We start from the raw sequence: 21,656 nt of genomic DNA, 5'->3' as shown, positions 1-21,656 counted from the left end.
GGGGTGGGTAGCCACGTCTGGGGCCGGTGCCGGCCGTAACCCCGGCAAACCGCGCAAGCCTCGCATTGTCGGCACGTCGGCGGGGCATTGATCTTCACGGCCGGACATCTCGCGTTCGCCGGGACAGCATCGAGACCGCATGGGGGTACGCCATGGCCGCAAGGCCTCTCGTCGCGCGACAGCCGAACGAACGGCTGCAGGCGCTCATTCAGGAAGCGGGCTGCTCGAACGCGGGCCTCGCCCGCAGGGTGAACATGTGCGGCGTCGAGCACGGCCTCGACCTGCGGTACGACAAGACGTCGGTGGCCCGCTGGCTGCGCGGACAGCAGCCGCGGGGCCGGGCACCGGCGATCATCGCGGAGGCGCTGGGACGCAAGCTCGGCCGTACGGTCACGATCGACGAGATCGGCATGGCCAACGGCAAGAACCTGGCGTCGGGCGTCGGCCTCCAGTTCTCGCCGACGGTGCTGGGGGCCATCGAGCAGGTCTGCGAACTGTGGCGCAGCGACGTGGGGCGGCGGGACTTCCTGTCCGGCTCCTCCGTCGCCGCGTCCGCGCTGGTCGAGCCGAGCCGCGACTGGCTGATCTCCGCGCCCGACCCCCAGGTGTCGCGCTCGGCCGGGCCGCGGGTGGGCCAGTCGGACGTGGCGGCGGTGCGGGCGATGACGCAGGCGCTGGTGGACCTGGACCACCAGTACGGCAGCGGGCACGTGCGCCCGGTCGTGGTGCACTACCTCAACAGCGTCGTCTCCGGACTGCTCGCGGGGTCCTACCGCGAGTCGGTCGGGCGGGAGTTGTTCGCCACGGTGGCCCGGCTGACCGAGCTCGCGGGGTACATGGCCGTCGACACCGGGCAACCGGGGCTGGCCCAGCGGTACTACATCCAGTCGCTGCGGCTCGCGCAGGCGGCCGGCGACCGCGGCTACGGCGGCTACGTCCTCGCCGCGTCGATGAGCCACCTGGCCGCGCAGCTCGGGAACCCGCGCGAGATCGCGCAGTTGGCGCGCGCGGCGCAGGAGGGCGCGCGCGGGCGGGTCACCCCGCGCGCGGAGTCGATGTTCCACGCCGCCGAGGCGCGCGGCCACGCCCTGCTCGGCGACGCCCGGTCGGCCCAGGCGGCCGCCGGACGCGCGGTCGGGGCGATGGAGGCGGCCGACCCGGCCTCGGGGGACGACCCGGCGTGGATCGCGCACTTCGACCGGGCCTACCTGGCCGACGAGTTGGCGCACTGCCACCGGGACCTCGGACAGGCCGACGCGGCGGCGCGGTGCGCCCGGGAGTCCCTGGCCGGACATCCCGAGTCGCGGGCCCGCAGGCGGGCCATCGGCCATGTGCTGCTCGCCACGGCGCAGGTGCAGCAGCGGGAGATCGAACAGGCCTGCCACACCGCGCTGAAGGCCGTGGATCTGCTGGAGACGCTGCGCTCCAACCGGGGTGCCGAGTACCTCGAGGACTTCCAGCAGCGCCTGGAGCCCTACCGGGACGAGGCGGTGGTGCGGGAGTTCGGCGCACGGCTCGAGCTGCCCGCCGCCGCGTGAACGTCCGGTGAAACGCGGTGCGGAGAGTGGAAAGGAACGTAAACAGCGTGCCGGGGCACGGTTTTGTTACTGCGGTCACAGGGAAGAGGGTCACGCCCCGGGCGGCGTGGCAGGGGGCTCCGGGTACCCGGTAGCGTGAGCCGACGATTCCGAAGGTCCCCCATTCACAGGAGTCCCGGTGACGCAGAGTGGACAGGGCGAGGAGCCCTCGCCGCGGCAAGCGCGCGAAGGCATCGTGCTGCCCTCGGACGGCGGCGCGCCCTTGCTGCCGGGCTCGGCGGGCGGACCCGCCGGGCCGGAGGCCGCTCGGCCCGCACCCGCCTCGGCGCCGCCCGGCGCCCAGGCCTGGGACCAGCCGTGGGGACCCGAGCAGCAGTACGGCCCGTCCCAGGGGCAGAGCTGGCCCACTCCGCCCGACGCCCAGCCCTGGGGGTCCCCGGAGGCCGGCCCGCCCGCCGGGCAGCACGCATGGCCCGGGCAGGGCCCCGGCGGCCTGCCGCCCGAGGCGGGTCCCGGCCCGCTGCCCCCGGAGAACGCCCAGCCGCCCGCGTACGGCGGTCCGGCCGCCGCCGGGCACACCCAGGGCGCGCAGCCGCCGTACGGGCAGCCGGAGTACGGCCGGCAGGACTACGGGCAGCCCGCGTACGGGCAGCCGGCCTACGGCCAGCACGGCCAGCACGGCCAGCACGGCCAGCACGGGCAGCAGGGCCAGCCGTCCGCGCCGCTTCCGTCGGCCGACGAGGGCGCCACCCAGTACCTGCCGCCGGTCGGCATGCCCGCCGACGAGGGGGCGACGCAGTACATACCGCCCGTGAGTCCGGGGGCGCTGCCTCCCGAGAGACCCGCGGGCACCCTCCCCGACGCGACCCAGTTCCTCGGGCACGCGCCGCATCCCGGTGCCGGCCACCAGCCCGCCCCGCCCGCGCCGGCGGTCTCCCACCCCGACGCCGAGGCCACGCAGTACATCGCGCCCGTGCCCGCCGGGCCCCCCGCGGGACCCCACGGCGTTCCCGGCCCCGACGACGCCCGGCAGCCGCCCGCCGAGTTCGACAGCCTCTTCCGCAGCGCCCCGGGCGCCGACGGCCCGGCCTCCTCCACCCAGCAGATGCCCCGCTTCGACGAGCCGGGCTCCGCGTACCCCGCGGACCAGGCCGCGTACGTCCCGCAGGGTCCCGGGGGCGGCGGCAGGCGCCGCGGCGGTGACGACGCGGGCCGGGGCGGCGGCCGGGGCGGCCGGACCGGTTCGCGGCTGCCGCTCTTCGCGGCCGTGGGCGTCGGCATCGCCGTCGTCGGGGTCGGCGCCGGCGCGATGATGGCCGGCGGGGACGGCGGCGACGACAAGGGCGGCAACCAGACGGTGTCCGCCACGGCCCCCGCGGACACCGCGTCGGCCTCGGCGTCACCGTCCGCCGACCCGGTCCGGCAGCAGGCGGTCGAGCTGGACAAGCTGCTCGCCGACAGCGGCAGCAGCCGGACCAGCGTGATCAACGCGGTGGCCGACGTGAAGTCCTGCGACAACCTGCCCCAGGCGGCCAAGGATCTGCGCGAGGCCGCCAAGCAGCGCACCGGGCTGGTCACCAGCCTCTCCCAGCTCTCCGTGGACAAGCTGCCCGGCCACGCCGAGCTGACCGCCGCGCTGACCAAGGCGTGGCAGGCCTCGGCGTCGGCCGACAACCACTACGCGGCCTGGGCCGACCAGACGGCCGGGAAGAAGGGCTGCAAGAAGGGCAAGGCCCGCACCACCGGCGAGACGCAGGCCGGCAACCGGGCGAGCGGCACGGCGAGCACGGAGAAGGCGAAGGCCGCCGCGCTCTGGAACACCATCGCCAAGCAGTACGGCCTCACCGAACGCCAGCCGACCCAGCTGTGACCGTCCCGGGGCGGGCTCCCGAGCCCGCCCCGGCGTGCGGCCCGGTCCGGCTCAGGTGAGGTCGGCGGTGCGCAGGGTCCGCGTGGTGTCGACGGCGCCCTCGCGGGCCGACACCAGCCTGCCCTGCCGGACGACCTGCAGCGTGACCTCGGTGTTCACCAGCCGCGGGAAGCCGACCGAGGCCAGCTTGTCCTGGAACTCCCACCGGAGCGCCGGGGTGAGGCCGCCCGTGCCGACCTCCAGCCCGCCGTCCAGGGCCAGGGTGACGCGGTCGGCGCTCACCGCGCCGCCCCCGAGCGACTCGACGACCTGCCTCAGCACGGTGTATGCGATCCAGGTGGTCTGCACCCCCGCGTCCGTGGCGTCGACGGTGTTGTCGCCGAACGCCTCCTCCTGGATCACCTTCTTCATCCCGGCCCAGCCCGGATCGTCCGCCTCCGGGTACCAGCCGGTGACGTACGCGCCCTCGTAGGGGCCCGAGGCGCCGCCGGACGCGTTGACCGCCGACTGGTCGACGCTGCCGAGCACGGTCGCCGTCCGGACCTCCGGATACTCGCCGCGGGCCCGCCGGAAGGAGTCCATGAAGGTGCCGGTGCGGTCGCCGAGGACCGGCACCACGCACCCCTCCCGCGAGGGCTCGGCGGTCGCCTGCCGCAGCGCACGGCCGGAGTCGCCGTCGTACTCCGTGGCGTCCTCCCGCGCCCGCTGGTCGTGGGTCGGGGCGTGCCCGCCCCCGGTCAGTCCCGAGTCGAGCAGCGCGGGCAGCTGGTCGCCCGCGATGGTGTCGGGCCGGACGAGCGTGACGGGCCCGCAGTCCTCGGCGAGCGCGCTGCCCAGACCGGCGAGCAGCGCGGGCTGGCCGCCGTTGACGGGGTAGGACAGGGGGCTGGTGAACTCGGTGTTGGTGATGCCGTAGCCGCCGATGTAGGGGATGCCGGCGCCCTCCAGGACGGGGAAGAAGGAGTCGGCGTGCTGGCTGTAGGAGCCGACCACCGCGACCGCGCCCTCCTTGACGGCACGGCGGGCGCACTTCGCGGCGGCCACGCTCTCGTTGCGGTCGTTGCAGGTCAGGACGTTCAGCTTGCGGCCGCCGAGGCCGCCGTGCGCGTTGACCCAGCGGGCGTAGGCACGCGCGAAGGCGGGCATGCCGGGCTTGTTGGTCGCGCCCGTGTCGGAGGGCGCCCAGGTCATGACGGTGATCGGGTCGTCCCCGGAGCCCCCCGTGACCCCGGGGACGACCCCGCAGCCGGCGACGAGCGAGGCACACGCCGCCAGCGCACCCGCGGTCAGCGCGCCGGTTCGGGTGGGCCGGAAGCGGCCGGTGAGGCCGCTGGGGAACGAGCTGCGGTTGCGTCGCCTGCCGGTCATGGTTCCGCACGATTCCGCCACACGGATAACCTGGAAGTGACCCCCGGTCAACGCATGGTGACGCCGGGGTGAATTGCGGGGGCCGGTACGGCCCGGGTGGAGGGGAACGTACGATCGATGACCGTGCAAGGTTCGGAGAACACTTCCCGTCGCGGCCGCCGCTCCTCCACCATGGGCGGCATGCCACTCAACGACATGCCGTGGTGGCGCTGGCGCAGCCAGGTGCGCTCCGCGCTGCACATGCTCTCCGCGCCCGCCTTCCAGCGGGACGTCTGGCTGGCCGGCACGCCCGGCTACGGCGACGTCACCGACGCGGTGTACCGGCTGGTGGAGGACACCTGGCTGGACCACTGGTCCGCGGAGAAGTACGTCGGCACGATCTTCCGCGACTCCCAGGAGGCGGCGCTCGTCGACACCGCCGTGCTGCGGGTCCTGCGGATCATGCACCAGGTGGGGCCGGACGCGCCGGTGGCCGCCTACCTCGACCACCCGGACTGGCCGGAGGCGGTGCGGGCGGCGCGGGACGCGCACGTGCGGCTGGCCACCAGCGACGGCGAGGAGCCGGACTCGGAGCCCCGCAGCCTCGAGGTGCTGCGGATCATGACCCGGTCCGCCTGACGGGACGGACGTCGGCCCGGGAGCGCCGGATATGGGACCCTGTCCCCCATGAACGAGCAGTCCAGCCCCGCCGCCGCACCGGCCGACCAGTACGTCCTCACCCTGTCCTGCCCCGACAAGCAGGGCATCGTGCACGCCGTGTCGAGCTATCTGTTCATGACCGGCTGCAACATCGAGGACAGCCAGCAGTTCGGCGACCACGACACGGGCCTGTTCTTCATGCGCGTCCACTTCTCGGCCGACGCCCCGGTGACCGTGGACAAGCTGCGCGCCAGCTTCGCGGCGATCGGTGACTCCTTCCACATGGACTGGCAGATCAACCGGGCCGACGAGAAGACGCGCATCGTGCTCATGGTCAGCAAGTTCGGGCACTGCCTGAACGACCTGCTGTTCCGGGCCCGGATCGGGGCGCTGCCCGTCGAGATCGCCGCCGTGGTGTCCAATCACACCGACTTCGCGGAGCTGGTGGGGTCGTACGACATCCCCTTCCACCACATTCCCGTGACCAGGGACACCAAGGCGGACGCCGAGGCGCGGCTGCTGGAGATCGTGCGCGAGGAGAACGTCGAACTCGTCGTGCTGGCCCGCTACATGCAGGTCCTCTCGGACGACCTGTGCAAGCAGCTCAGCGGCCGGATCATCAACATCCACCACTCCTTCCTGCCGAGCTTCAAGGGCGCGAAGCCGTACCACCAGGCGCACGCCCGGGGCGTGAAACTGATCGGCGCGACCGCGCACTACGTGACGGCCGACCTGGACGAGGGACCGATCATCGAGCAGGAGGTCGAGCGGGTCGGTCACGACGTCACGCCGGACCAGCTGGTCGCCATCGGGCGGGACGTGGAGTGCCAGGCGCTGGCGCGGGCCGTCAAGTGGCACGCCGAGCGGAGGATCCTGCTCAACGGGCGCCGCACGGTCGTCTTCGCCTAGCGGCTCGGGGCCCTGTCCCGTCGGCGCGTGAGAGCGGCCACCGACGGACCGCACGCGCCGGCGAAACCGCGACCCGCCCCTACATCCGGCTCAGGCTCGCCGCCGCGAACAGCACGTCCCGGATCGCCTCCCGGTCGCCCACCTGACCCGCGGCCGCCTCCGCCGGAGGCACGTGGCCCGCGGCCAAGCGGCAGAACTCGACGCCGTCCAGGGCGACATGGGCCACCTCGTGGTCGGCCGAGCCCACCGCGGCCGGTGAGTCCAGCGGGATGAGCCACTCGCCGCCGCCCGACCCCTCGATCTCCAGCCGCAGACTGCGTCCGGGTTCCCCGGCCGCGACCAGGTGCCTGCCGTCGGCGGGCGCGGCCAGCCCGGCCCTGCGGCGCGCGGCCAGGACACCGGGCAGCAGCCGGGCGGCGAGGTCGATCATGCGGTTGAGGTGGCGCGGCGAGGGCGGGGCGTAGGGGTAGTCCACCGCCCGGGCGATGTCCTCCGCGTGCACCCAGCACTCGAAGGCCCGGTCCAGCATGGCGTCGTGCAGCGGCAGCTCGAAATCGCCGTAGGAGACCGGCATCCGGCCCGCGCCGCCGCCCGTACCGCCGGTGAACGCCACGGTCCGCACGATGGCGTGGCTCTGCTCGCGCCACGGCGCCCGCACCGCGCGCGTCGGCGGACGGTGCGAGGCGCGCCAGTAGGCCTCGGTGCGGCTCGCCGGGGCCGGGGTCCGGGCGGTGATGTCGCCGAGCGGGTCGGGCAGGCCCAGCGCGACCCCGACCAGCCCGTCGACCGTCAGCAGGTGCGCCATGACCCCGGCGACGGTGGTGCGCCGGCTCGCCTGGCCGTCCTCCCCGAACCAGCGCAGCCGCACCGGCGCGTGCCACTCGGAGTCCCCGATGTCCTGCAGCAGCGCGTCCAGACGCGCGGTCTCGGCGTCGTACGCCGTGGCCCACCCGGGCACCGGGATGCGCGGCGGGCGGCGCTCCAGGCAGCCGTCCAGGACGCGGGTGCGCAGGGCGGGGTCCAGGTCCAGGCTCTCCGGGCGCTGGAGCAGCGCGACGGCGTCGCGCAGCCGCAGCGCCTCCTCGGCGCAGGCGCCGCAGTCGTCCAGGTGCTCGTCGACGGCCGCCGCCTCCTCGGGTGAACAGGCGGCCAGCGCCCAGGCACCGAGGAGGGAGGTCAGCACGTGATGCTCCAGTACGAGGGGTGCGGCCGGTACCGCCGCGGGCAGCGGGCGCCCGCCGTCCTCGACGGAGGCACGCGGCAGCGGAATGCGCGGCACGGGCTCCGGCCCGCCGGCGTCGGCGAACGCCCCGTCCCCGTCGTTCGTCTCCTTCTCGCCCTTCCCGCGCTTCTCGTCCTCCTCGCGCTTTTCGTCCTTCTCGTCGGGTCCCTCGGGTTCGTCGCGCCGGCCGTACGTCCCGCTCATGCCGCGCCCCCGTATCCGGGCGGTGCCCCCGGTGATCCGGCGTCGCGGGCCGTGGCCAGCAGTTGCAGGCCCAGGCGCAGCCGGCGGCGGGCCTCGTCCTCCGTGACGCCGAGGTCGGCGGCGGTCTGGCGGTAGTCGCGGCGCTGGAAGTAGGCCAGCTCCAGCGCGGCCCGCAGCGGGGCCGGCATGGACTGGACGATGTAGTCGGCGCGGGCGGCGACCGAGGCGTGGCGCACCCTGCGCTCCAGTTCCTCGGTGGTGCCGGGGCCGCCGCGGGCGAGGGCGGCCGCCTCGGTGGCCCGCAGGCGCTGCACGGCCAGGCGGTGGGTCAGCGTCGCGACCCAGGTGCGCAGCGGGCCCTGCCTGGGGTCGTAGGTGTCCGGGTGCTCCCAGACGTGGGCGAACACGTCCCGGGTGACGCGGTCGGCGGCCCGCTCGTCGTCGAGCACGCGGTGCGCCAGGCCGTGCACGAGCGAGGCGAACCGGTCGTAGAGCTCACCGAGGGCCGCGGCCTCGCCCCGGGCGAGCCGCTGCTGCATCTTCCGGTCCCAGCGCAGCGGCAGGTCCTTGTTCGCCATACGGCTCCTTCACCCCCCTGCTCGGGCCGACAGGCCGGGCCGGTTCCCTGCCGGCATCCAGCCTGTGGCCACCGTCTCCTCGAATGTAGTCGGCACGTCCGGTGACGCACGCCCCTTTGTGTCAATGTGCGCCCCCGTGCGGGCCGCAGGTGGTAGGGCGCTCATCGGTCTCTCAGATCGACCCCCTACGCTCCATAGTGCGACCGAATTCGATCGAACAGGATCGAAACCGTTTGAAACAAGCCTCTTTTGATCGAGGCCCGTTTCCGGCCGGGTGTTTGCGGGAACGGCCGGTGGGCAGGCGCGCGGCCAAGAAACGTAAGGATGGCTTCCGTATCGAGCGAGTCCGGACGTACCGACGAATGAAGGGCATGGTGGTGACGTTCAATGTGACCGGCGACGAGCGGGGCGACTGGGCCGTGCTCCAGGTGTCGGGTGAACTGGACCTGGTGACGTCCCCGGTGCTGCGGCAGCGGGTGCACGACGAGGTGGCCGAGGGGCGGCACAGCCTCGTCCTGGACCTCTCCGAGGTCCTGTTCTGCGACTCCAGCGGGGTCGGGGTGCTCATCGCCTCCCGGCGTCTCATCCGCTCCTGCCAGGGCCGGCTGCGCCTCATACTGCCCGCCCAGGGCGCCGTCGACGGCTCCCACGTCAACCGGGTCCTCGGCGCGCTGGGTGTGCGCCGGCTCTTCGACGTCCACCCCGATCTCACCTCGGCGACCGGCGACGGACCACACTCACTCTCCGCCTAGAGGCATGCCCCGGAGCGTGCCCCGGGGGAGGGACGGGCAGTCGTTCCCCCGACGGGCGGGTCCCGGGCGTCGTACCCTCCGTGCGAGACGCACCCACCGACGTGATGTGAAGGCGGTCGGAGAAGACATGGTCAGCAGCGAGTACGAGCGCCGGATCGCGGCGCGGTTCGCCACCTTCGACCAGGACGGCAACGGCTACATCGACCGGCAGGACTTCAGCGCGGCGGCCAAGGCGCTGCTCGCCGAGTTCGCCGTCGCGGCCCGGTCCGACCGGGGTCAGGCCCTGTACGCCGGGGCGGAGGCGCTCTGGCAGGGCATGGCCGGCATCGCCGACCGCGACGGCGACCAGCGCATCACCCGTGAGGAGTTCGTCACCGCGGCGGTCAAGCGGCTGCGGGACAACCCGGACCGGTTCGCCGAGATCGCCCGCCCGTTCCTGCACGCGGCCCTCGCCGTCGCCGGCACGGACGGCGCCGTCACCGTCGCCGACACCGCGCGGATGCTCACCGCGCTCGGCGTCCCCGGGGACACCGCCCGTGGCGTCGCCGGCGCCCTCGACACGGACGGCGACGGCAGGGTGGGGGAGGCCGAGGCCGTCCCGGCCTTCGCCCGCTGGTTCACCGTGCCCGAATGACACGCGCGGCGCCGCGGACGTCCTCGCCGTCGCTGTCGCGGATCGTGGCAGCGCGTCGTCACTGAGCGTCGGCATCGCGCCGGATCCGGTGGACGCGCCGTCACGGTCCGGAGTCGGTGCCGTGCTCGGGTACCTTGGGTGGGATGCGAGTGCTCCCGAGCGCGGACCGCGCCGGTGCCGTCCGTCGGGCGGCCCCGGAACCGGGCGTGTGCGCCTTGCCCCGCAGGGCGGAGCGGCCGTCGGCCACCGTCTGTTCGACCCCCCGGACCGGGCGTCGCACAGTATGCCGCACAGGTACTCCTTCGCGCTGGAATATGCCCGAAGCGCTTGTTGAGGTGACTGTACGTCAACCATGCTGTCCTGTACGGGGATCACGTTCCGTGATCTCTGGCCCGGCCGTTGTTCTGGTCATGCAGAAAATGGCTACGATCGTGGCCCTCATGAGGCGCGAGCCTTTGTGTCCGCCGGTTCGGATGGTGTGAGCGGTGCAGGTGCTTCAAGTGCAGCTGGAGATCCGGCCCGACCCCGCAGAGGTCGGGCGAGCCCGTCGGTGGGCCCGCTCACGGCTCGCCGGGTGCGGGATACAGGCCGACGAACCACTCGCCGAGACGCTGGTCCTGCTCGTCTCCGAGCTCGTCACCAACGCCGTCATGCACACCGGCCGCCCCGCCGTGCTGCGGCTCGTGCTGCCGGGCACGGTGAGCGGTGAGGCCACGGTCCGCCTCGAGGTGGAGGACACCAGCGGGCGTGCCCCGGTGCCCCGGTGCGTGGACGGCGACGCGACGGGCGGCCGGGGACTCGCCCTCGTCGACTGCCTCGCCGACCGCTGGGGCTGGAGCCGTGAGGACGCCGGCAAGCGCATCTGGTGCGAACTGGACCGCTGCCCCGATGCCCTGGCGACCCCGCAGGCCCGGGCGGGCGGCGCGGCGCCCCGGGAAGGGCTGGCCTACGAGGCGGTGTAGGCACCCCGGCGCGGGGCGTGCCGGGCGCACCGGCCCCTCCTCCTGCGGCGTCGGTGCGGCGGTGCGCCCGGGCGTGCTTCCGTGCGCTTCCCGCGTGAACGCGGAGCAACTGCCCGTGATTGGTTGAAGGTTGACGGATCGTCACCGGGTCCTCACGCTTGGAGGCAACGATTCGCCGCGAGGGGACGGCGAGGGCTCGGTGGCGGAGTCCTCGGCGAGTGCGGGTCGTGTTTCGGCGGCGGTTCCTCCCGGGGGCGGCGGGAACCGTGCGGGAGCGCCGGAGTCGGGTGGCGGCGTGCGGTGCCGTGCGCGGGGCGGACGGTGCCGCGCCGCCGGCCGACGACTTCCGGCGGTGCCGTCATTCTCCACAGGCTGTGGAGAACTCCGCCCGGAACGTCCGCCGGTACGCGGTCGGTGTGACCCCCAGGGCCGCCTGCAGGTGCTGCCGCATCGACTGTGCCGTCCCGAAGCCCGCCGCACGGGCCACCTGGTCGACGGAGAGAGCGGTGGACTCCAGGAGGTGCCGGGCCCGCTCGACCCGCTGCCGGGTCAGCCACTGGCCGGGACTGATGCCGGCCTCCTCGCGGAACCGGCGGGTGAAGGTGCGCACCGACATGGCCTCCTGCTCGGCCATGTCCCGGAGCTGGATCGGCTCCTGGAGCCGGCCGAGCGCCCAGGCGCGGGCTCCGGCCGTGGACGACTGCTGCGGATCGGGCACCGGCCGCTCGATGTACTGCGCCTGCCCGCCGTCGCGGTGGGGCGGGACGACGGTCCGGCGGGCCACCTCGTTGGCGACGGCGGTGCCGTGGTCCCGGCGCACGATGTGCACGCACAGGTCGATCCCGGCCGCGACCCCGGCCGAGGTGAGCACGTCGCCGTCGTCGACGAACAGCACGTCGGCATCGACCCGGACCTTCGGGAAGAGCCGCTGGAAGTGCGTGGCGGAGGCCCAGTGCGTGGTCGCCGGGCGGCCGTCGAGGTGCCCGGCGGCGGCCAGCACGTACCCCCCGGTGCAGATGGCGACCAGCCGGGTGCCGGGCCGGATCCCGGCCAGGGCGGCGGCCAGCTCCCCGGTCAGCCTGCCCTCCTCGTACACCGGGCCGAGTTCGTACGACGCCGGGACGACGACCGTGTCCGCGGTGGCCAGCGCCTCGGGTCCGTTCTCGACGAGGACCGCGAAGTCGGCGTCCGTCCGCACCGGCCCCGGCGGCCGGACCGAGCAGGTGACCACCTCGTACAGGCGGCGCCGCCGTTCGTCGCGGGCGAGCCCGAAGATCCGCTGCGGGATGCCCAGTTCGAAGGGGAGCAGGCCGTCGAGGGCGAGGACGACGACGCGGTGCGGGCGGTGCGTTTGGCCGGACGTCATGGCCCGATCCTAGCGAACCCTGTCTTCCGGGCCACTCGATCCGACGGCCCCCGGGCCCGAAGCTCGATGACGTGACCCAGACAACCGACACCACGGCGGCCGTGCGCCGCGCCGAGCCCGCCGGGCCGCGCCGCGGCCCCCGGGTGCACCGTGCCTGGTGGGTGGCCGCCGTCACCTTCGTGACGATCATCGGCGCCGCCGCCTTCCGGTCCCTGCCCGGCATCCTCGTCGACCCGCTCCAGGACGAATTCGGCTGGTCGCGCGGCACGATCGGCGCCGCCGTCTCCGTCAACCTCGCGCTCTACGGCCTGACCGCCCCCTTCGCCGCCGCGCTCATGGACCGCTTCGGCATCCGGCGCGTGGTCGCCGTCGCGCTCACCGTCATCGCGCTCGGCTCGGGCCTGACCGTGTGGATGGACTCCGCCTGGCAGCTCATCGTGTGCTGGGGCCTGCTGGTCGGCCTCGGTTCCGGCTCGATGGCGCTGGCCTTCGCCGCCACCGTCACCAACCGCTGGTTCACCGAGCGGCGCGGACTGGTCACCGGCGTTCTCACCGCCGCCTCCGCCTCCGGGCAGCTGATCTTCCTGCCGCTGCTGTCCTGGATCGTGGAGACGTACAAGTGGCGCCCCGCGGCCGTCACGGTCGCCCTCGCCGCCCTCGCCGTCGTCCCCTTCGTCTGGCTGCTGCTGCACGACCACCCGGCCGACGTCGGCCAGAAGCCCTACGGCGCGAAAAAGTTCGTGCCCAAGCCCGCACCCGTCCCCGGCGCCGCCCGCCGCGCCCTGACGGTCCTGTTCTCCGCGGTGCGCACCGGCCCGTTCTGGCTGCTGGCCGGCACCTTCGCGATCTGCGGCGCCTCCACCAACGGCCTGATCCAGACCCACTTCGTGCCCGCGGCCCACGACCACGGCATGCCGCTGACCGCCGCCGCCTCGCTGCTCGCCGTCATCGGCGTGTTCGACGTGATCGGCACGATCGCCTCCGGCTGGTTCACCGACCGCTTCGAACCGCGCCGCCTGCTCGCCGTCTACTACGCCCTGCGCGGCGTCTCCCTCCTGTTCCTCCCCTTCCTGCTGGCGCCCGGCGTCCACCCGCCGATGGTCTTCTTCATCGTCTTCTACGGCCTCGACTGGGTCGCCACCGTCCCGCCCACCCTCGCCCTGTGCCGCGAGCGGTACGGCGAGGACAGCGCGATCGTCTTCGGCTGGGTCCTCGCCTCCCACCAGGTCGGCGCGGCCCTCGTCGCCTTCCTCGGCGGCGTCGCCCGCGACACCTTCGGCACGTACGACGTCGTCTGGTACGCCTCCGGCGCCCTGTGCGCGGTGGCCGCCCTGATGGCGCTGGTGATCCGCCGGACGGGAACCCCGGAGCTCGCGGCGCCCTGAGCGGGCCCGGGGCCGGCGGAGGACTCAGCGCGGCAGTCGTGTGACCCGGCGGTCCCCGTCCCGGCCGACCGCCGCGGCGATCCGCGTCGCGTCCCGCGCCAGCTCACGCAGCATGCCGCTGATCGGGTTGGTGAAGCCGGTGAAGTACAGGCCGGGGGCGCCCGGCGGCGTGCGGCCGCCGTGCGCGACGGGCTTCCCCGCCGCGTCGAGGACGCCCAGGTGGCCCACCAGGCCCTCCAGGCCCCGCCGGTATCCGGTCGCGGCGATCACCGCGTCGGGGGCGACGCGGGAGCCGTCCGCGAGGAGCACCTTGCCGGCCTCGAACCCGTTCACCGCGGCCACGACCTCCACCCGGCCCGAGCGCACCGCGTCGATCAGGCCGACGTCCTGCACCGGAATGGCGCCCTGCCGTGCCCGGGTGTAGAGCCCGGCCTCGGGGCGCGGCAGGCCCTGTGCCGACAGGTCCGGCACGCTGAGCCGGGCCAGCGGCCGGGCCAGCCGGTCGACCAGGCCGGCCGGGAGGCGCCGGCAGAGGACGCCGGTGTACTGGGCGGGCCAGCCGGCGGTGGAGCGGCGCACGATGTGCGGCGGGGTGCGGACGGACAGGCGCACCCGCGCGGCGCCGCCCTCCACCAGGTCCACGGCGATCTCCGCACCGGTGTTGCCGACGCCGGCGACCAGGACGTCCCGGCCCGCGTAGGGAGCCGGGTTCCGGTACTCGGCGGCGTGCCGCAGCTCCCCGGTGTACGTGTCCCGGCCGGGCCAGTCCGGCAGCCGCGGGGTGTGGTTGTACCCGGTGGCGACCACGACCGCCGCGCCGGCCAGTTCGCGGCCCCCGGACGCGTGCAGCACCCAGCCGGTGCCGTCGGGCGCGCGCTCGACGCGGGAGACCTCGACACCGGTCACGATCTCCAGCTGGTGGTGGGCGGCGTACTTCTCCAGGTACCGCACCACGTCGTCGCGGGCCACCCACCGCCCGAAGCGGCGCGGCATCGGCAGACCGGGCAGCGCCGACAGCCGGCGGGTGGTGTGCAGCCGGAGCCGGTCGTAGTGGCGCCGCCAGGACGCGCCGACCCGGTCGGCCCGCTCCAGGACGACGGCCCGCAGCCCCCGTGCGCGCAGCGCGTGGGCGACGGCCAGGCCGCCGGGCCCGCCGCCGATGACGTACACGGGCAGGTCCGCGGGGTGGGCGGACCGTGATGCAGCGGACGCTGTGGAGTCGGCCATGCGGCGAGCGTAATCCCGGTCTCGCTTGATGGGTCTCGGTCAAGACCGGAATCGGTTGCGGATCGGTCACGGAAACTCGCGGGCCTCCACCGGTCCCGGTCGGATTGAATGAGCGGATGGCCCACACACGTACACGCACCCTCGCCCCCTCCGTCACCGAACCGCGTGGGCACGGCCTCCACCTCCGTGCCTGGGACGCCGGCAGCGAAGCCGACGTGCGGACGTGGCTGAGCGGCTACCAGGACCCCGACTTCCAGCGCTGGAACACGCCGCTCCGGCCGATGTCCGACCTGAGGGCGGCCCGCGAGTCGCTGCGGGCGCGGGCGCGGGACGCCGACGAGGGCAGGTCCGCGTCGTTCCGGATCACGGACGGGGCGGACGGCACGACGCTCGGGCACGTCGGCGTCAACGAGATCAACCTCCCCCTGAAGCTGGCCCGCGTCGGCTACTGGGTGCTGCCCGGGGCCCGCGGCCGGGGCGTCGCCACCCGTGCCCTGCTCCTGGCGTCGCGCTGGGCCTTCGCGGAACTCGGCGTCCACCGCCTGGAACTGGGCCACGCGGTGGGTCACGACGCCTCCTGCCGGGTCGCCGAACGGTCCGGGTACCGCTACGAGGGCACGATGCGCGACGCCCTGTTCGAGGCCGGCCGGCACGACGCGTTCCGGGACGCCCACCTGCATGCCCGGCTGGCGACCGACGCGGAGCCGGCGGCTCCCGGCACGCGGTGACCGGCGCTCACGGCCACAGCAGCTGGGTGCGCCAGCCCGCCCCGGCCCGCCGGTAGGCGAGGCGTACGTGGCGGCGCCGGGCGTCGCCCTGGAAGAACTCCACCTCCTGCGGCCGCAGCCGGTACAGCGTCCAGGACGGGACGGACGCGTCCGGCTCCCGCTCGGCCTGCTCCCAGGCCGTGCCGGAGGCGCGCGCCAGCTCCTCCGGCGAGCTCAGGGGCGCGCTCTGCCGGCCGGTGAGGGCGGCGGCCAGCGCGCCGGTCGACCGGGCGTGCAGGTCGGCCCGCGCCTCCTCGGCCGGGGCGACGGCGACCGGGCCGCGCACCCGCACCTGGCGGCCCAGCACCGGCCAGTAGAAGACGAGCGCGGCGTACGGCCGGGCGGCGAGGTGGCGGCCCTTTCGGCTGTCGGCGTGCGTGGCGAAGGACCAGCCGTCCCCGTCCGCGCCGTGCAGCATCACGATCCGCACGTCCGGCCACCCCTCGGCGTCGGCCGTCGCCAGCGACACGGTGTGCGGCTCGTCCTGTCCGGCCGCCACCGCCTCGGCGAACCACCGGGTGAACAGGGGCAGCGGGTCGCCGGGCGCGGTGGCGGGGTCGAACGGCCGCAGTTCGGTGACCGCCGGGTCCCACACCCGCAGTGACCTCAGCAGCTCGTGAAGATCGGGTTCCATGTCCCGATTGTCACGTGGCGACGCTCCGGGCGGGGGACGTTCGTCCTACGGTTCACACCTGGCCGAGGTCGGAGGAGACCCAGCGCTCGGGCCGCATCCGGACGACGACCTGTTCGCCGTGGTTCTTCCAGGCGAAGTCGACGTAGCCGTCGACCTTCTCGGCCGGGAGATACCGGGCCGACATCTCCCGCAGCAGCTCGACGGTCGCGGGGGCCGTCTCGACGACCGGGCCCTCCACCGAGACGTACCGGATGGTGGGCTCCAGCCGGTCGACCATCAGGGAAAACCGGCCGGCCGCCTTGATCAGCGCGTTCTTGCGGCTGTCGAGCCCGGTCAGGATCCAGACGTCGCCACCGGTCTCGTACTGGTACCAGATCGGCACGGTCAGCGGGGCCCGTCCGGCTCCCGCGTCCACCGCCAGCGCGGCGACGTGGGGTTCGGCCAGGAACTGTTCACGCTCTTCGCGGCTCAGAGCCATCGCGGTCTCCTCCAACGGCGTTCGGGTGTCCGGCTGTCGGGCTGTCGGGGTGCCTGCACCGTTCGCAACAGCGGGCGTCCGGGCGGTTGTTCCCCTGCGGGCCGGGCGGCGGCCGGGCAGCGGGCGGCTCGGCACCACGGAGGGGTGCGGCGCGGCGGGCGTCCGGGGCCGGGTAGGAGGCGGGGGGGAGGAGGCGCGGGGCGGTGCGGGGGAGCCGGAGGCGGTGCGCGAGCGGACACCGGCGTGGCAGGGCGTGCGAGGGACCGGGGGCGTGGCGGATCGGGCAGGGATGACAGGCTGCCGCGTGACCGGTCGGGCGCGCTACTTGGTGGGCTTCCTGCCGGTGATGCCCAGGTACGTCAACAGGGCCAGGTTCGGCCGGAGATCGGCCTGCTTCACGCCCCAGGAGGTGAAGCCCTTCTGGTGCGAGGCGACGGCCGAGAGCATCGTGACCAGCGCGCCGGCGATCGCCGCCGGGTTCACGTCCTTGTCGACCTTGCCCTTGGCCTGCAGCTCGGCGACGGAGTCCGCGAGGGCCGTGTTCACCGAGTTGAGGATCTTCATCCGCAGCTTGTAGAACCGCTTGTCGCCCTCCGCGGCGCCCAGGTCGACGACCCGGAGGATCGCGTCGTTCTTCCGCCAGAACTCGAGGAACCCGTCGACCAGTTCCTGCGCCGTCTGCCATCCGGACTTGCCGACCCAGGAACGGTTCGCCGCCAGCTCGGCCAGGCCGGAGCTCTCGGCGACCGTCTGCTCGGCGATCTCCAGGACGGCTCCCTCGACGTCCGGGAAGTACTGGTAGAAGGTCGCGGGCGAAGTGCCTGCCTTCCGGGCGACATCGATGACCTTGACGTCCCGGTAGGGCGAGGAGCTCAGCATGTCGCCCAGGCAGTCGAGCAGTTTCTGCCGGGTCGCCTGCCCGCGTCGACCGGCCACGCGGCCGTCCACGGTGCGCACTTGTCCTGTCATGCAGTCAGCTTACCGACGGGCGATCCCAGCGCGATTCGGCCGACTGCAAATGGGGTGCGCGGGCGTGGAGTGGCTGCTGTGCCTGGTCTGCGGCGTGCGCGGGACGCGGTTACGTTGGCGGCATGGCCGAAAACGGTGCATCCGCCCAGAGGGCGTCCGCGTACGCAGAAGGCGTCCCCTGCTGGGTGGACGCACAGCTCCCCGACGTCCCCGCGGGCCGGCGCTTCTACGGCGAGCTCTTCGGATGGTCCTTCGAGGACGCGGGGCCCGGCGCCGCCGCGTGGGCACGGCTGGACGGCGAACCCGTCGCCGCGCTGGTGCCCAAGACGGACGGCCGGATGCCCACGGTGTGGACGGTGTACTTCGCCGCCCGCGACGCCGGGGCGCTGGCCGGGCGCGCCCGGGAGGCCGGCGGGCAGATCGTCGTGCCGCCGCGGCCCGTCGACGGCCTGGGCACGACCGCCCTCGTGGCCGACCCGCAGGGCGCGGTCTTCGCCCTGTGGCAAGGGGCCCCCGGCGCCGGCGGGACCGCCTTCGCCGGCTTCGGCAGGCGGCACCAGCCGGGCACCTTCGCCTGGGCCGAGCTGTACACCCGCGACACCGAGGCCGCCGACGCCTTCTACGGCGACCTATTCCACGAGGCGCTCTTCGGCCCGGGCGCCGCTCCCGACGTGGGCCGCGCGGCGGTGACCGACGTCTTCCCCGCCGAGATGCCGCCGCACTTCCTCGTGCACTTCCGGGTCGAGGACTGCGAGGCGGCGCTCGGCACGGTGGTCCGGCTCGGCGGACGGGTGCGGGTGCCGCCGTTCGGGACGTCGTACGGGCGGGTGGCCGTCGTCTCGGACGGCCAGGGCGCGTCGTTCGCGCTGCTCCAGCGCTGAGGACCGCCGCGACGCCGGGTCCGGGTGGGTGTTCGCCCGGGATTGAGACGTGACACCCCGATTGTCCCAGGGTTCGCCACCACGGCTCCGGACAGGAAGAATCGGGGTGTGTGCCGCCGCGGCGGTGCGGTGGTGAGACGCTGCACGTCGGTCGCGTACATATGTGGGTGGCGCGGCTCGTACGGGGAGGTGGCAGGCAAGTGGTGGATCAGCTGACGCAGCACGATCCGCGGCGGATCGGGCCGTTCGAGGTGCTGGGGCGGCTCGGCGCCGGCGGCATGGGGCTGGTCTATCTGGCGCGTTCGGCGTCCGGCCGGCGCGTGGCGATCAAGACGGTGCGGACGGAGCTCGCCGAGGACCAGCTGTTCCGCGTCCGCTTCACGCGCGAGGTGGAGGCCGCCCGCGCGGTCTCCGGCTTCTACACGGCGGCCGTGGTCGACGCCGATCCCCGGGCCGCCGTGCCGTGGCTGGCCACGGCGTACGTCCCCGCGCCCTCCCTCGAGGAAATAGTGAACGAGTGCGGGCCGCTGCCCGCCCAGGCCGTGCGCTGGCTGGCGGCGGGCGTCGCGGAGGCGCTCCAGTCGATCCACGGCGCCGGGCTCGTCCACCGCGACCTCAAGCCGTCGAACGTCCTGGTCGTCGAGGACGGCCCCCGGGTGATCGACTTCGGTATCGCCTCCGGTGTCTCGAACACCCGTCTGACCATGACGAACGTCGCCGTCGGCACCCCCGCGTACATGTCGCCGGAGCAGGCGAAGGACTCGCGCAGCGTCACCGGCGCCAGCGACGTCTTCTCGCTCGGCTCCATGCTGGTCTTCGCCGCCACCGGGCACCCGCCGTTCCACGGGGCCAACCCGGTGGAGACGGTCTTCATGCTGCTGCGCGAGGGCCCCGACCTGGAGGGCCTCCCCGACGAGCTGCGTCCGCTCATCGAGTCCTGCATGCGGATGGAGGCGACGGCCCGGCCCAACCCCGCCGACCTCCAGTCCCAGCTCGCCCCGCACCTGTTCGGCTCCGGCTCCGACGACAGCGGTACGGCGTCGGCGTGGCTGCCCGAACGGGCGGTGGGGCTGATCGAGGGGCGGCGGGGCGGCCGCACCTCGATCCGGCCCGCGGTGACGGCGGGCGGGCGCAGCCAAGGTGCGGGCGGTGCCCGGCCGGCCGTACCGGCGCCCCCGCTGCCGCCGCCGCCCTCGCACGACCCCGTCGTCCCGGCGCCGTCCGTGCACGGCCCCCCGGTACCCGCGCCCGTCGGCGCCCCGGACACCGGGCCCGTCCAGCTGGCCGGCGCCCCGGTGCCCATCGGCCCCGGCCCGCGCGTCGCGGACATGCGGGCGGCCGCCGTGGCCGCGCCGCCGCCGGAGTCCGCCCTGGCCGCCTCCTGGTCCCGGCCGCGCCCCGGCGTCAACGGCGCCGACCCGGCCGTACCGGCACCCGCCGTGCCCCCGGCGCCCCCCGAGGCGGCCGCGAGCGGCTGGCGGCCCTGGCGGTTCCGCATGTCCAACGACGTCTGGGGCACGCCGTCCGTCGACGGGGACCTGGTCTACGTCACCTCCTTCGAGGTGCACGCCCTGGACGTGGCCACCGGACGCCGCCGCTTCAAGACCCGGGACGTGGCCTGGTCGATGGCGGTCGCGGACGGCCGCATCCACGCCTCCGACGGTCCGACCCTCTTCGCCCTGGACGCGCGGGAGGGCGCCGACCTGTGGCGTGTCCAGACGGACGCCTGGGTCTACTCCCTCCGGGCCGACCGCGGCACGGTCGTGACCGCCACCCGCGGCGGCGGCGTCCAGGCCTGGGAGGCCTCGGGCGGCCAGAAGCTGTGGGAGATCACCGGCGCCCAGACCGACTTCGAGTCCCCGGAGGCGGGCGCGGCCGTCCACGACGGCACGGTGTACGTCTGGCAGGACGCCAGGCTGCGCGCCCTGGACGCCCGGACCGGCGACGAGCGCTGGTCGTACCCGATCGGCGACGCGGCGTCCTGCGGCGGCGTGCCGGTCCGCCTGTCCCAGGCACCCGACGGCTACGTGTACGTCGCGGCCGGCACCCGCGTCCTCGCCCTGGAGGTCGCCTCCGGACACGTCCGCTGGCACTTCGAGGCCCCGGCGGTCTTCCTGTCCCCGCCGGTCTTCGTGCCGGGCCCCGCGGTCACCGGCGGCGGCGTCTACCTGGCCGACTACCTCGGCACGGTGTACGCCCTCGACGCCACCGACGGCCGCGACCGCTGGCGCATCGCGACGGAGGGCCGTTCCTCCACCGACCCGGTCCTGGTGGCCGCGGGTCACGTCCACGTGGGCAGCGGCAAGGGCCTGTACACCCTGGACGCCGTCACCGGCACGCCCAAGTGGCGTTTCCAGGCGGGCGGCGAGATCGTCGGCGCGCCCGCGGTGGCCGAGGGCCGGATCCACTTCGGCTCCACCGACCACCTCCTCTACACGCTGAAGGCCGACGACGGCCGCCTGCGCTGGAAGCTGGCGACGGGCGGCGAGATCACCGGCTCCCCGGTGGTGCGGGACGGCATCGTGTACGCGTGCAGCAAGGACCGCTGCGTGTACGCGCTGGACGCGGAGAAGGGCACGGGGACGGCGCGCACGGCCTGAGGCGCTCCGCCCCGGCACGGCCGCACGGCGTGTCCGGCCGTGGCGCCACGGTGACATGCCCGTGACAGCCGCTGGTTAGCGTGGCGTCATGACGACACGGGGACGAGCATGCAGGTTCACGGCCATCTCGGCACTGGTGGTCCTCGGCCTGACCGGGTTCTCGACGGGGCGCGGGCACGGCCACGGCCACGGCGGTGACGGCGGGGGCGGGTGCAGCAGCAGCGGCCAGGACCATGACAGTTCGTCGTCCACGTCGGACGGCGACGTGTACAAGGACGACGGCGACGACTCGTACGGCGGCGGCACGAGCGGCGGCTACGGCTACGGCCGCTCCGGCACCGACCACGACGACGACACCGACGGCGGCGGTGGTGACGGCGGCCGCGCCGCCCCGCAGGCCGCGACGGTGGAGCTCGTGAGCTGCGCGACCGAGGACGACCCGTACGCCACGGTCGAGGTCACCAACCCCAACGACCGCGAGCTCACGTTCGCCGTCACCGTGTTCTTCAAGGACGGGAGCGACGTCACGATCGACGACGCCCGCCAGGAGACCACCGTCCCCGCCGGCAGCGCGAGCCGCGTACGCCTCGCGCTCGACGCCCCGGGCCGGACCGCCGACCACTGCGAGCTGGACGACGAGGAGATCCTGCCGCTGACCTGACGCGGCGCCCGG

20 protein-coding genes are annotated in these 21,656 nt (G+C 74.5%); 12 read left to right on the top strand and 8 right to left on the bottom strand.

The features are described from left to right. Window positions 1-152 precede the first annotated feature (152 nt). Window positions 153-1,538, top strand: a complete 1,386-nt coding sequence (locus ACFWJB_RS11445; RefSeq protein WP_385464452.1) for a transcriptional regulator — start codon at window positions 153-155, stop codon at window positions 1,536-1,538. A gap of 178 nt (window positions 1,539-1,716) precedes the next feature. Beyond that, window positions 1,717-3,408, top strand: a complete 1,692-nt coding sequence (locus ACFWJB_RS11440) for a hypothetical protein (RefSeq protein WP_386921800.1) — start codon at window positions 1,717-1,719, stop codon at window positions 3,406-3,408. A 51-nt stretch (window positions 3,409-3,459) separates the two neighbouring features. Here the strand turns inward: ACFWJB_RS11440 and ACFWJB_RS11435 are convergent, their stop codons facing one another. Continuing rightward, the gene (locus ACFWJB_RS11435) at window positions 3,460-4,776 is read right to left on the bottom strand and encodes an ABC transporter substrate-binding protein (protein ID WP_386921798.1); all 1,317 of its coding nucleotides are present in this window, start codon (window positions 4,774-4,776) and stop codon (window positions 3,460-3,462) included. A gap of 117 nt (window positions 4,777-4,893) precedes the next feature. On the opposite strand from ACFWJB_RS11435, the gene ACFWJB_RS11430 reads away from it, so the two are divergent. Both ACFWJB_RS11430 and purU read left to right on the top strand, forming a co-directional pair. Next, window positions 4,894-5,394 carry a hypothetical protein gene (locus ACFWJB_RS11430; RefSeq protein ID WP_385464461.1) on the top strand — a complete coding sequence of 167 codons (501 nt, stop codon included), beginning with the start codon at window positions 4,894-4,896 and terminating at the stop codon, window positions 5,392-5,394. Between the two features lie 48 nt (window positions 5,395-5,442). After that, window positions 5,443-6,324, top strand: coding sequence for a formyltetrahydrofolate deformylase (purU, locus tag ACFWJB_RS11425; protein ID WP_385464464.1), 882 nt, complete (start codon window positions 5,443-5,445; stop codon window positions 6,322-6,324). Window positions 6,325-6,403: 79 nt separating this feature from the next. On the opposite strand, the gene ACFWJB_RS11420 is transcribed toward purU, so the two are convergent. Next, window positions 6,404-7,750 (bottom strand): zf-HC2 domain-containing protein, encoded by a 1,347-nt coding sequence (locus ACFWJB_RS11420; protein ID WP_385464467.1) that lies wholly within the window; start codon window positions 7,748-7,750, stop codon window positions 6,404-6,406. Then, window positions 7,747-8,328: a sigma-70 family RNA polymerase sigma factor gene (locus tag ACFWJB_RS11415; RefSeq protein WP_385464470.1), complete on the bottom strand. Its 582-nt coding sequence runs from the start codon at window positions 8,326-8,328 to the stop codon at window positions 7,747-7,749. The genes ACFWJB_RS11420 and ACFWJB_RS11415 overlap by 4 nt, the downstream gene beginning before the upstream one ends. Before the next feature lie 371 nt (window positions 8,329-8,699). Between ACFWJB_RS11415 and ACFWJB_RS11410 the strand changes: the two genes are divergently transcribed. From ACFWJB_RS11410 to ACFWJB_RS11400, 3 genes are all read left to right on the top strand, one after another. Continuing rightward, entirely contained in the window at window positions 8,700-9,080 is a 381-nt protein-coding gene (locus ACFWJB_RS11410) for an STAS domain-containing protein (RefSeq protein ID WP_385464473.1), read from the top strand. 127 nt (window positions 9,081-9,207) lie between these two features. Next, on the top strand, window positions 9,208-9,714 hold the full coding sequence (locus ACFWJB_RS11405; RefSeq protein ID WP_385464476.1) for an EF-hand domain-containing protein: 507 nt from the start codon (window positions 9,208-9,210) through the stop codon (window positions 9,712-9,714). A 485-nt stretch (window positions 9,715-10,199) separates the two neighbouring features. Beyond that, window positions 10,200-10,676, top strand: coding sequence for an ATP-binding protein (locus ACFWJB_RS11400; RefSeq protein ID WP_385464478.1), 477 nt, complete (start codon window positions 10,200-10,202; stop codon window positions 10,674-10,676). Window positions 10,677-11,034: 358 nt separating this feature from the next. On the opposite strand, the gene ACFWJB_RS11395 is transcribed toward ACFWJB_RS11400, so the two are convergent. Beyond that, the gene (locus tag ACFWJB_RS11395) at window positions 11,035-12,042 is read right to left on the bottom strand and encodes a GlxA family transcriptional regulator (protein ID WP_386921794.1); all 1,008 of its coding nucleotides are present in this window, start codon (window positions 12,040-12,042) and stop codon (window positions 11,035-11,037) included. Between the two features lie 71 nt (window positions 12,043-12,113). Here ACFWJB_RS11395 and ACFWJB_RS11390 point away from each other — a divergent pair, with 71 nt between their 5' ends. Then, window positions 12,114-13,427 carry an MFS transporter gene (locus ACFWJB_RS11390; protein ID WP_386921792.1) on the top strand — a complete coding sequence of 438 codons (1,314 nt, stop codon included), beginning with the start codon at window positions 12,114-12,116 and terminating at the stop codon, window positions 13,425-13,427. A gap of 24 nt (window positions 13,428-13,451) precedes the next feature. Here ACFWJB_RS11390 and ACFWJB_RS11385 read toward each other — a convergent pair whose 3' ends face one another. Next, window positions 13,452-14,654, bottom strand: coding sequence for a flavin-containing monooxygenase (locus tag ACFWJB_RS11385; protein WP_386921790.1), 1,203 nt, complete (start codon window positions 14,652-14,654; stop codon window positions 13,452-13,454). A 116-nt stretch (window positions 14,655-14,770) separates the two neighbouring features. On the opposite strand from ACFWJB_RS11385, the gene ACFWJB_RS11380 reads away from it, so the two are divergent. Further along, window positions 14,771-15,382 carry a GNAT family N-acetyltransferase gene (locus tag ACFWJB_RS11380; RefSeq protein WP_385464490.1) on the top strand — a complete coding sequence of 204 codons (612 nt, stop codon included), beginning with the start codon at window positions 14,771-14,773 and terminating at the stop codon, window positions 15,380-15,382. 7 nt (window positions 15,383-15,389) lie between these two features. Here the strand turns inward: ACFWJB_RS11380 and ACFWJB_RS11375 are convergent, their stop codons facing one another. From ACFWJB_RS11375 to ACFWJB_RS11365, 3 genes are all read right to left on the bottom strand, one after another. Then, window positions 15,390-16,055 (bottom strand): pyridoxal 5'-phosphate synthase, encoded by a 666-nt coding sequence (locus tag ACFWJB_RS11375; RefSeq protein WP_385464493.1) that lies wholly within the window; start codon window positions 16,053-16,055, stop codon window positions 15,390-15,392. A 52-nt stretch (window positions 16,056-16,107) separates the two neighbouring features. After that, window positions 16,108-16,533 carry a pyridoxamine 5'-phosphate oxidase family protein gene (locus tag ACFWJB_RS11370; RefSeq protein ID WP_385464496.1) on the bottom strand — a complete coding sequence of 142 codons (426 nt, stop codon included), beginning with the start codon at window positions 16,531-16,533 and terminating at the stop codon, window positions 16,108-16,110. 321 nt (window positions 16,534-16,854) lie between these two features. Beyond that, window positions 16,855-17,502 (bottom strand): TetR family transcriptional regulator, encoded by a 648-nt coding sequence (locus ACFWJB_RS11365; RefSeq protein WP_385464499.1) that lies wholly within the window; start codon window positions 17,500-17,502, stop codon window positions 16,855-16,857. 122 nt (window positions 17,503-17,624) lie between these two features. Between ACFWJB_RS11365 and ACFWJB_RS11360 the strand changes: the two genes are divergently transcribed. From ACFWJB_RS11360 to ACFWJB_RS11350, 3 genes are all read left to right on the top strand, one after another. Beyond that, window positions 17,625-18,383 (top strand): VOC family protein, encoded by a 759-nt coding sequence (locus ACFWJB_RS11360; protein ID WP_386921786.1) that lies wholly within the window; start codon window positions 17,625-17,627, stop codon window positions 18,381-18,383. A 200-nt stretch (window positions 18,384-18,583) separates the two neighbouring features. Continuing rightward, window positions 18,584-20,983 (top strand): PQQ-binding-like beta-propeller repeat protein, encoded by a 2,400-nt coding sequence (locus ACFWJB_RS11355; RefSeq protein WP_386921784.1) that lies wholly within the window; start codon window positions 18,584-18,586, stop codon window positions 20,981-20,983. An 88-nt stretch (window positions 20,984-21,071) separates the two neighbouring features. Then, complete coding sequence (locus ACFWJB_RS11350) at window positions 21,072-21,644, top strand: hypothetical protein (RefSeq protein ID WP_386921782.1); 573 nt, start codon at window positions 21,072-21,074, stop codon at window positions 21,642-21,644. Window positions 21,645-21,656 lie beyond the last annotated feature (12 nt).

Origin of the sequence: Streptomyces sp. NPDC127100 (assembly GCF_042724095.1) — a bacterium.
Taxonomy (GTDB): domain Bacteria; phylum Actinomycetota; class Actinomycetes; order Streptomycetales; family Streptomycetaceae; genus Streptomyces.
The sequence above is the reverse complement of the archived record's forward strand: the minus strand, read 5'-3'. Positions and strand labels throughout refer to the sequence as shown.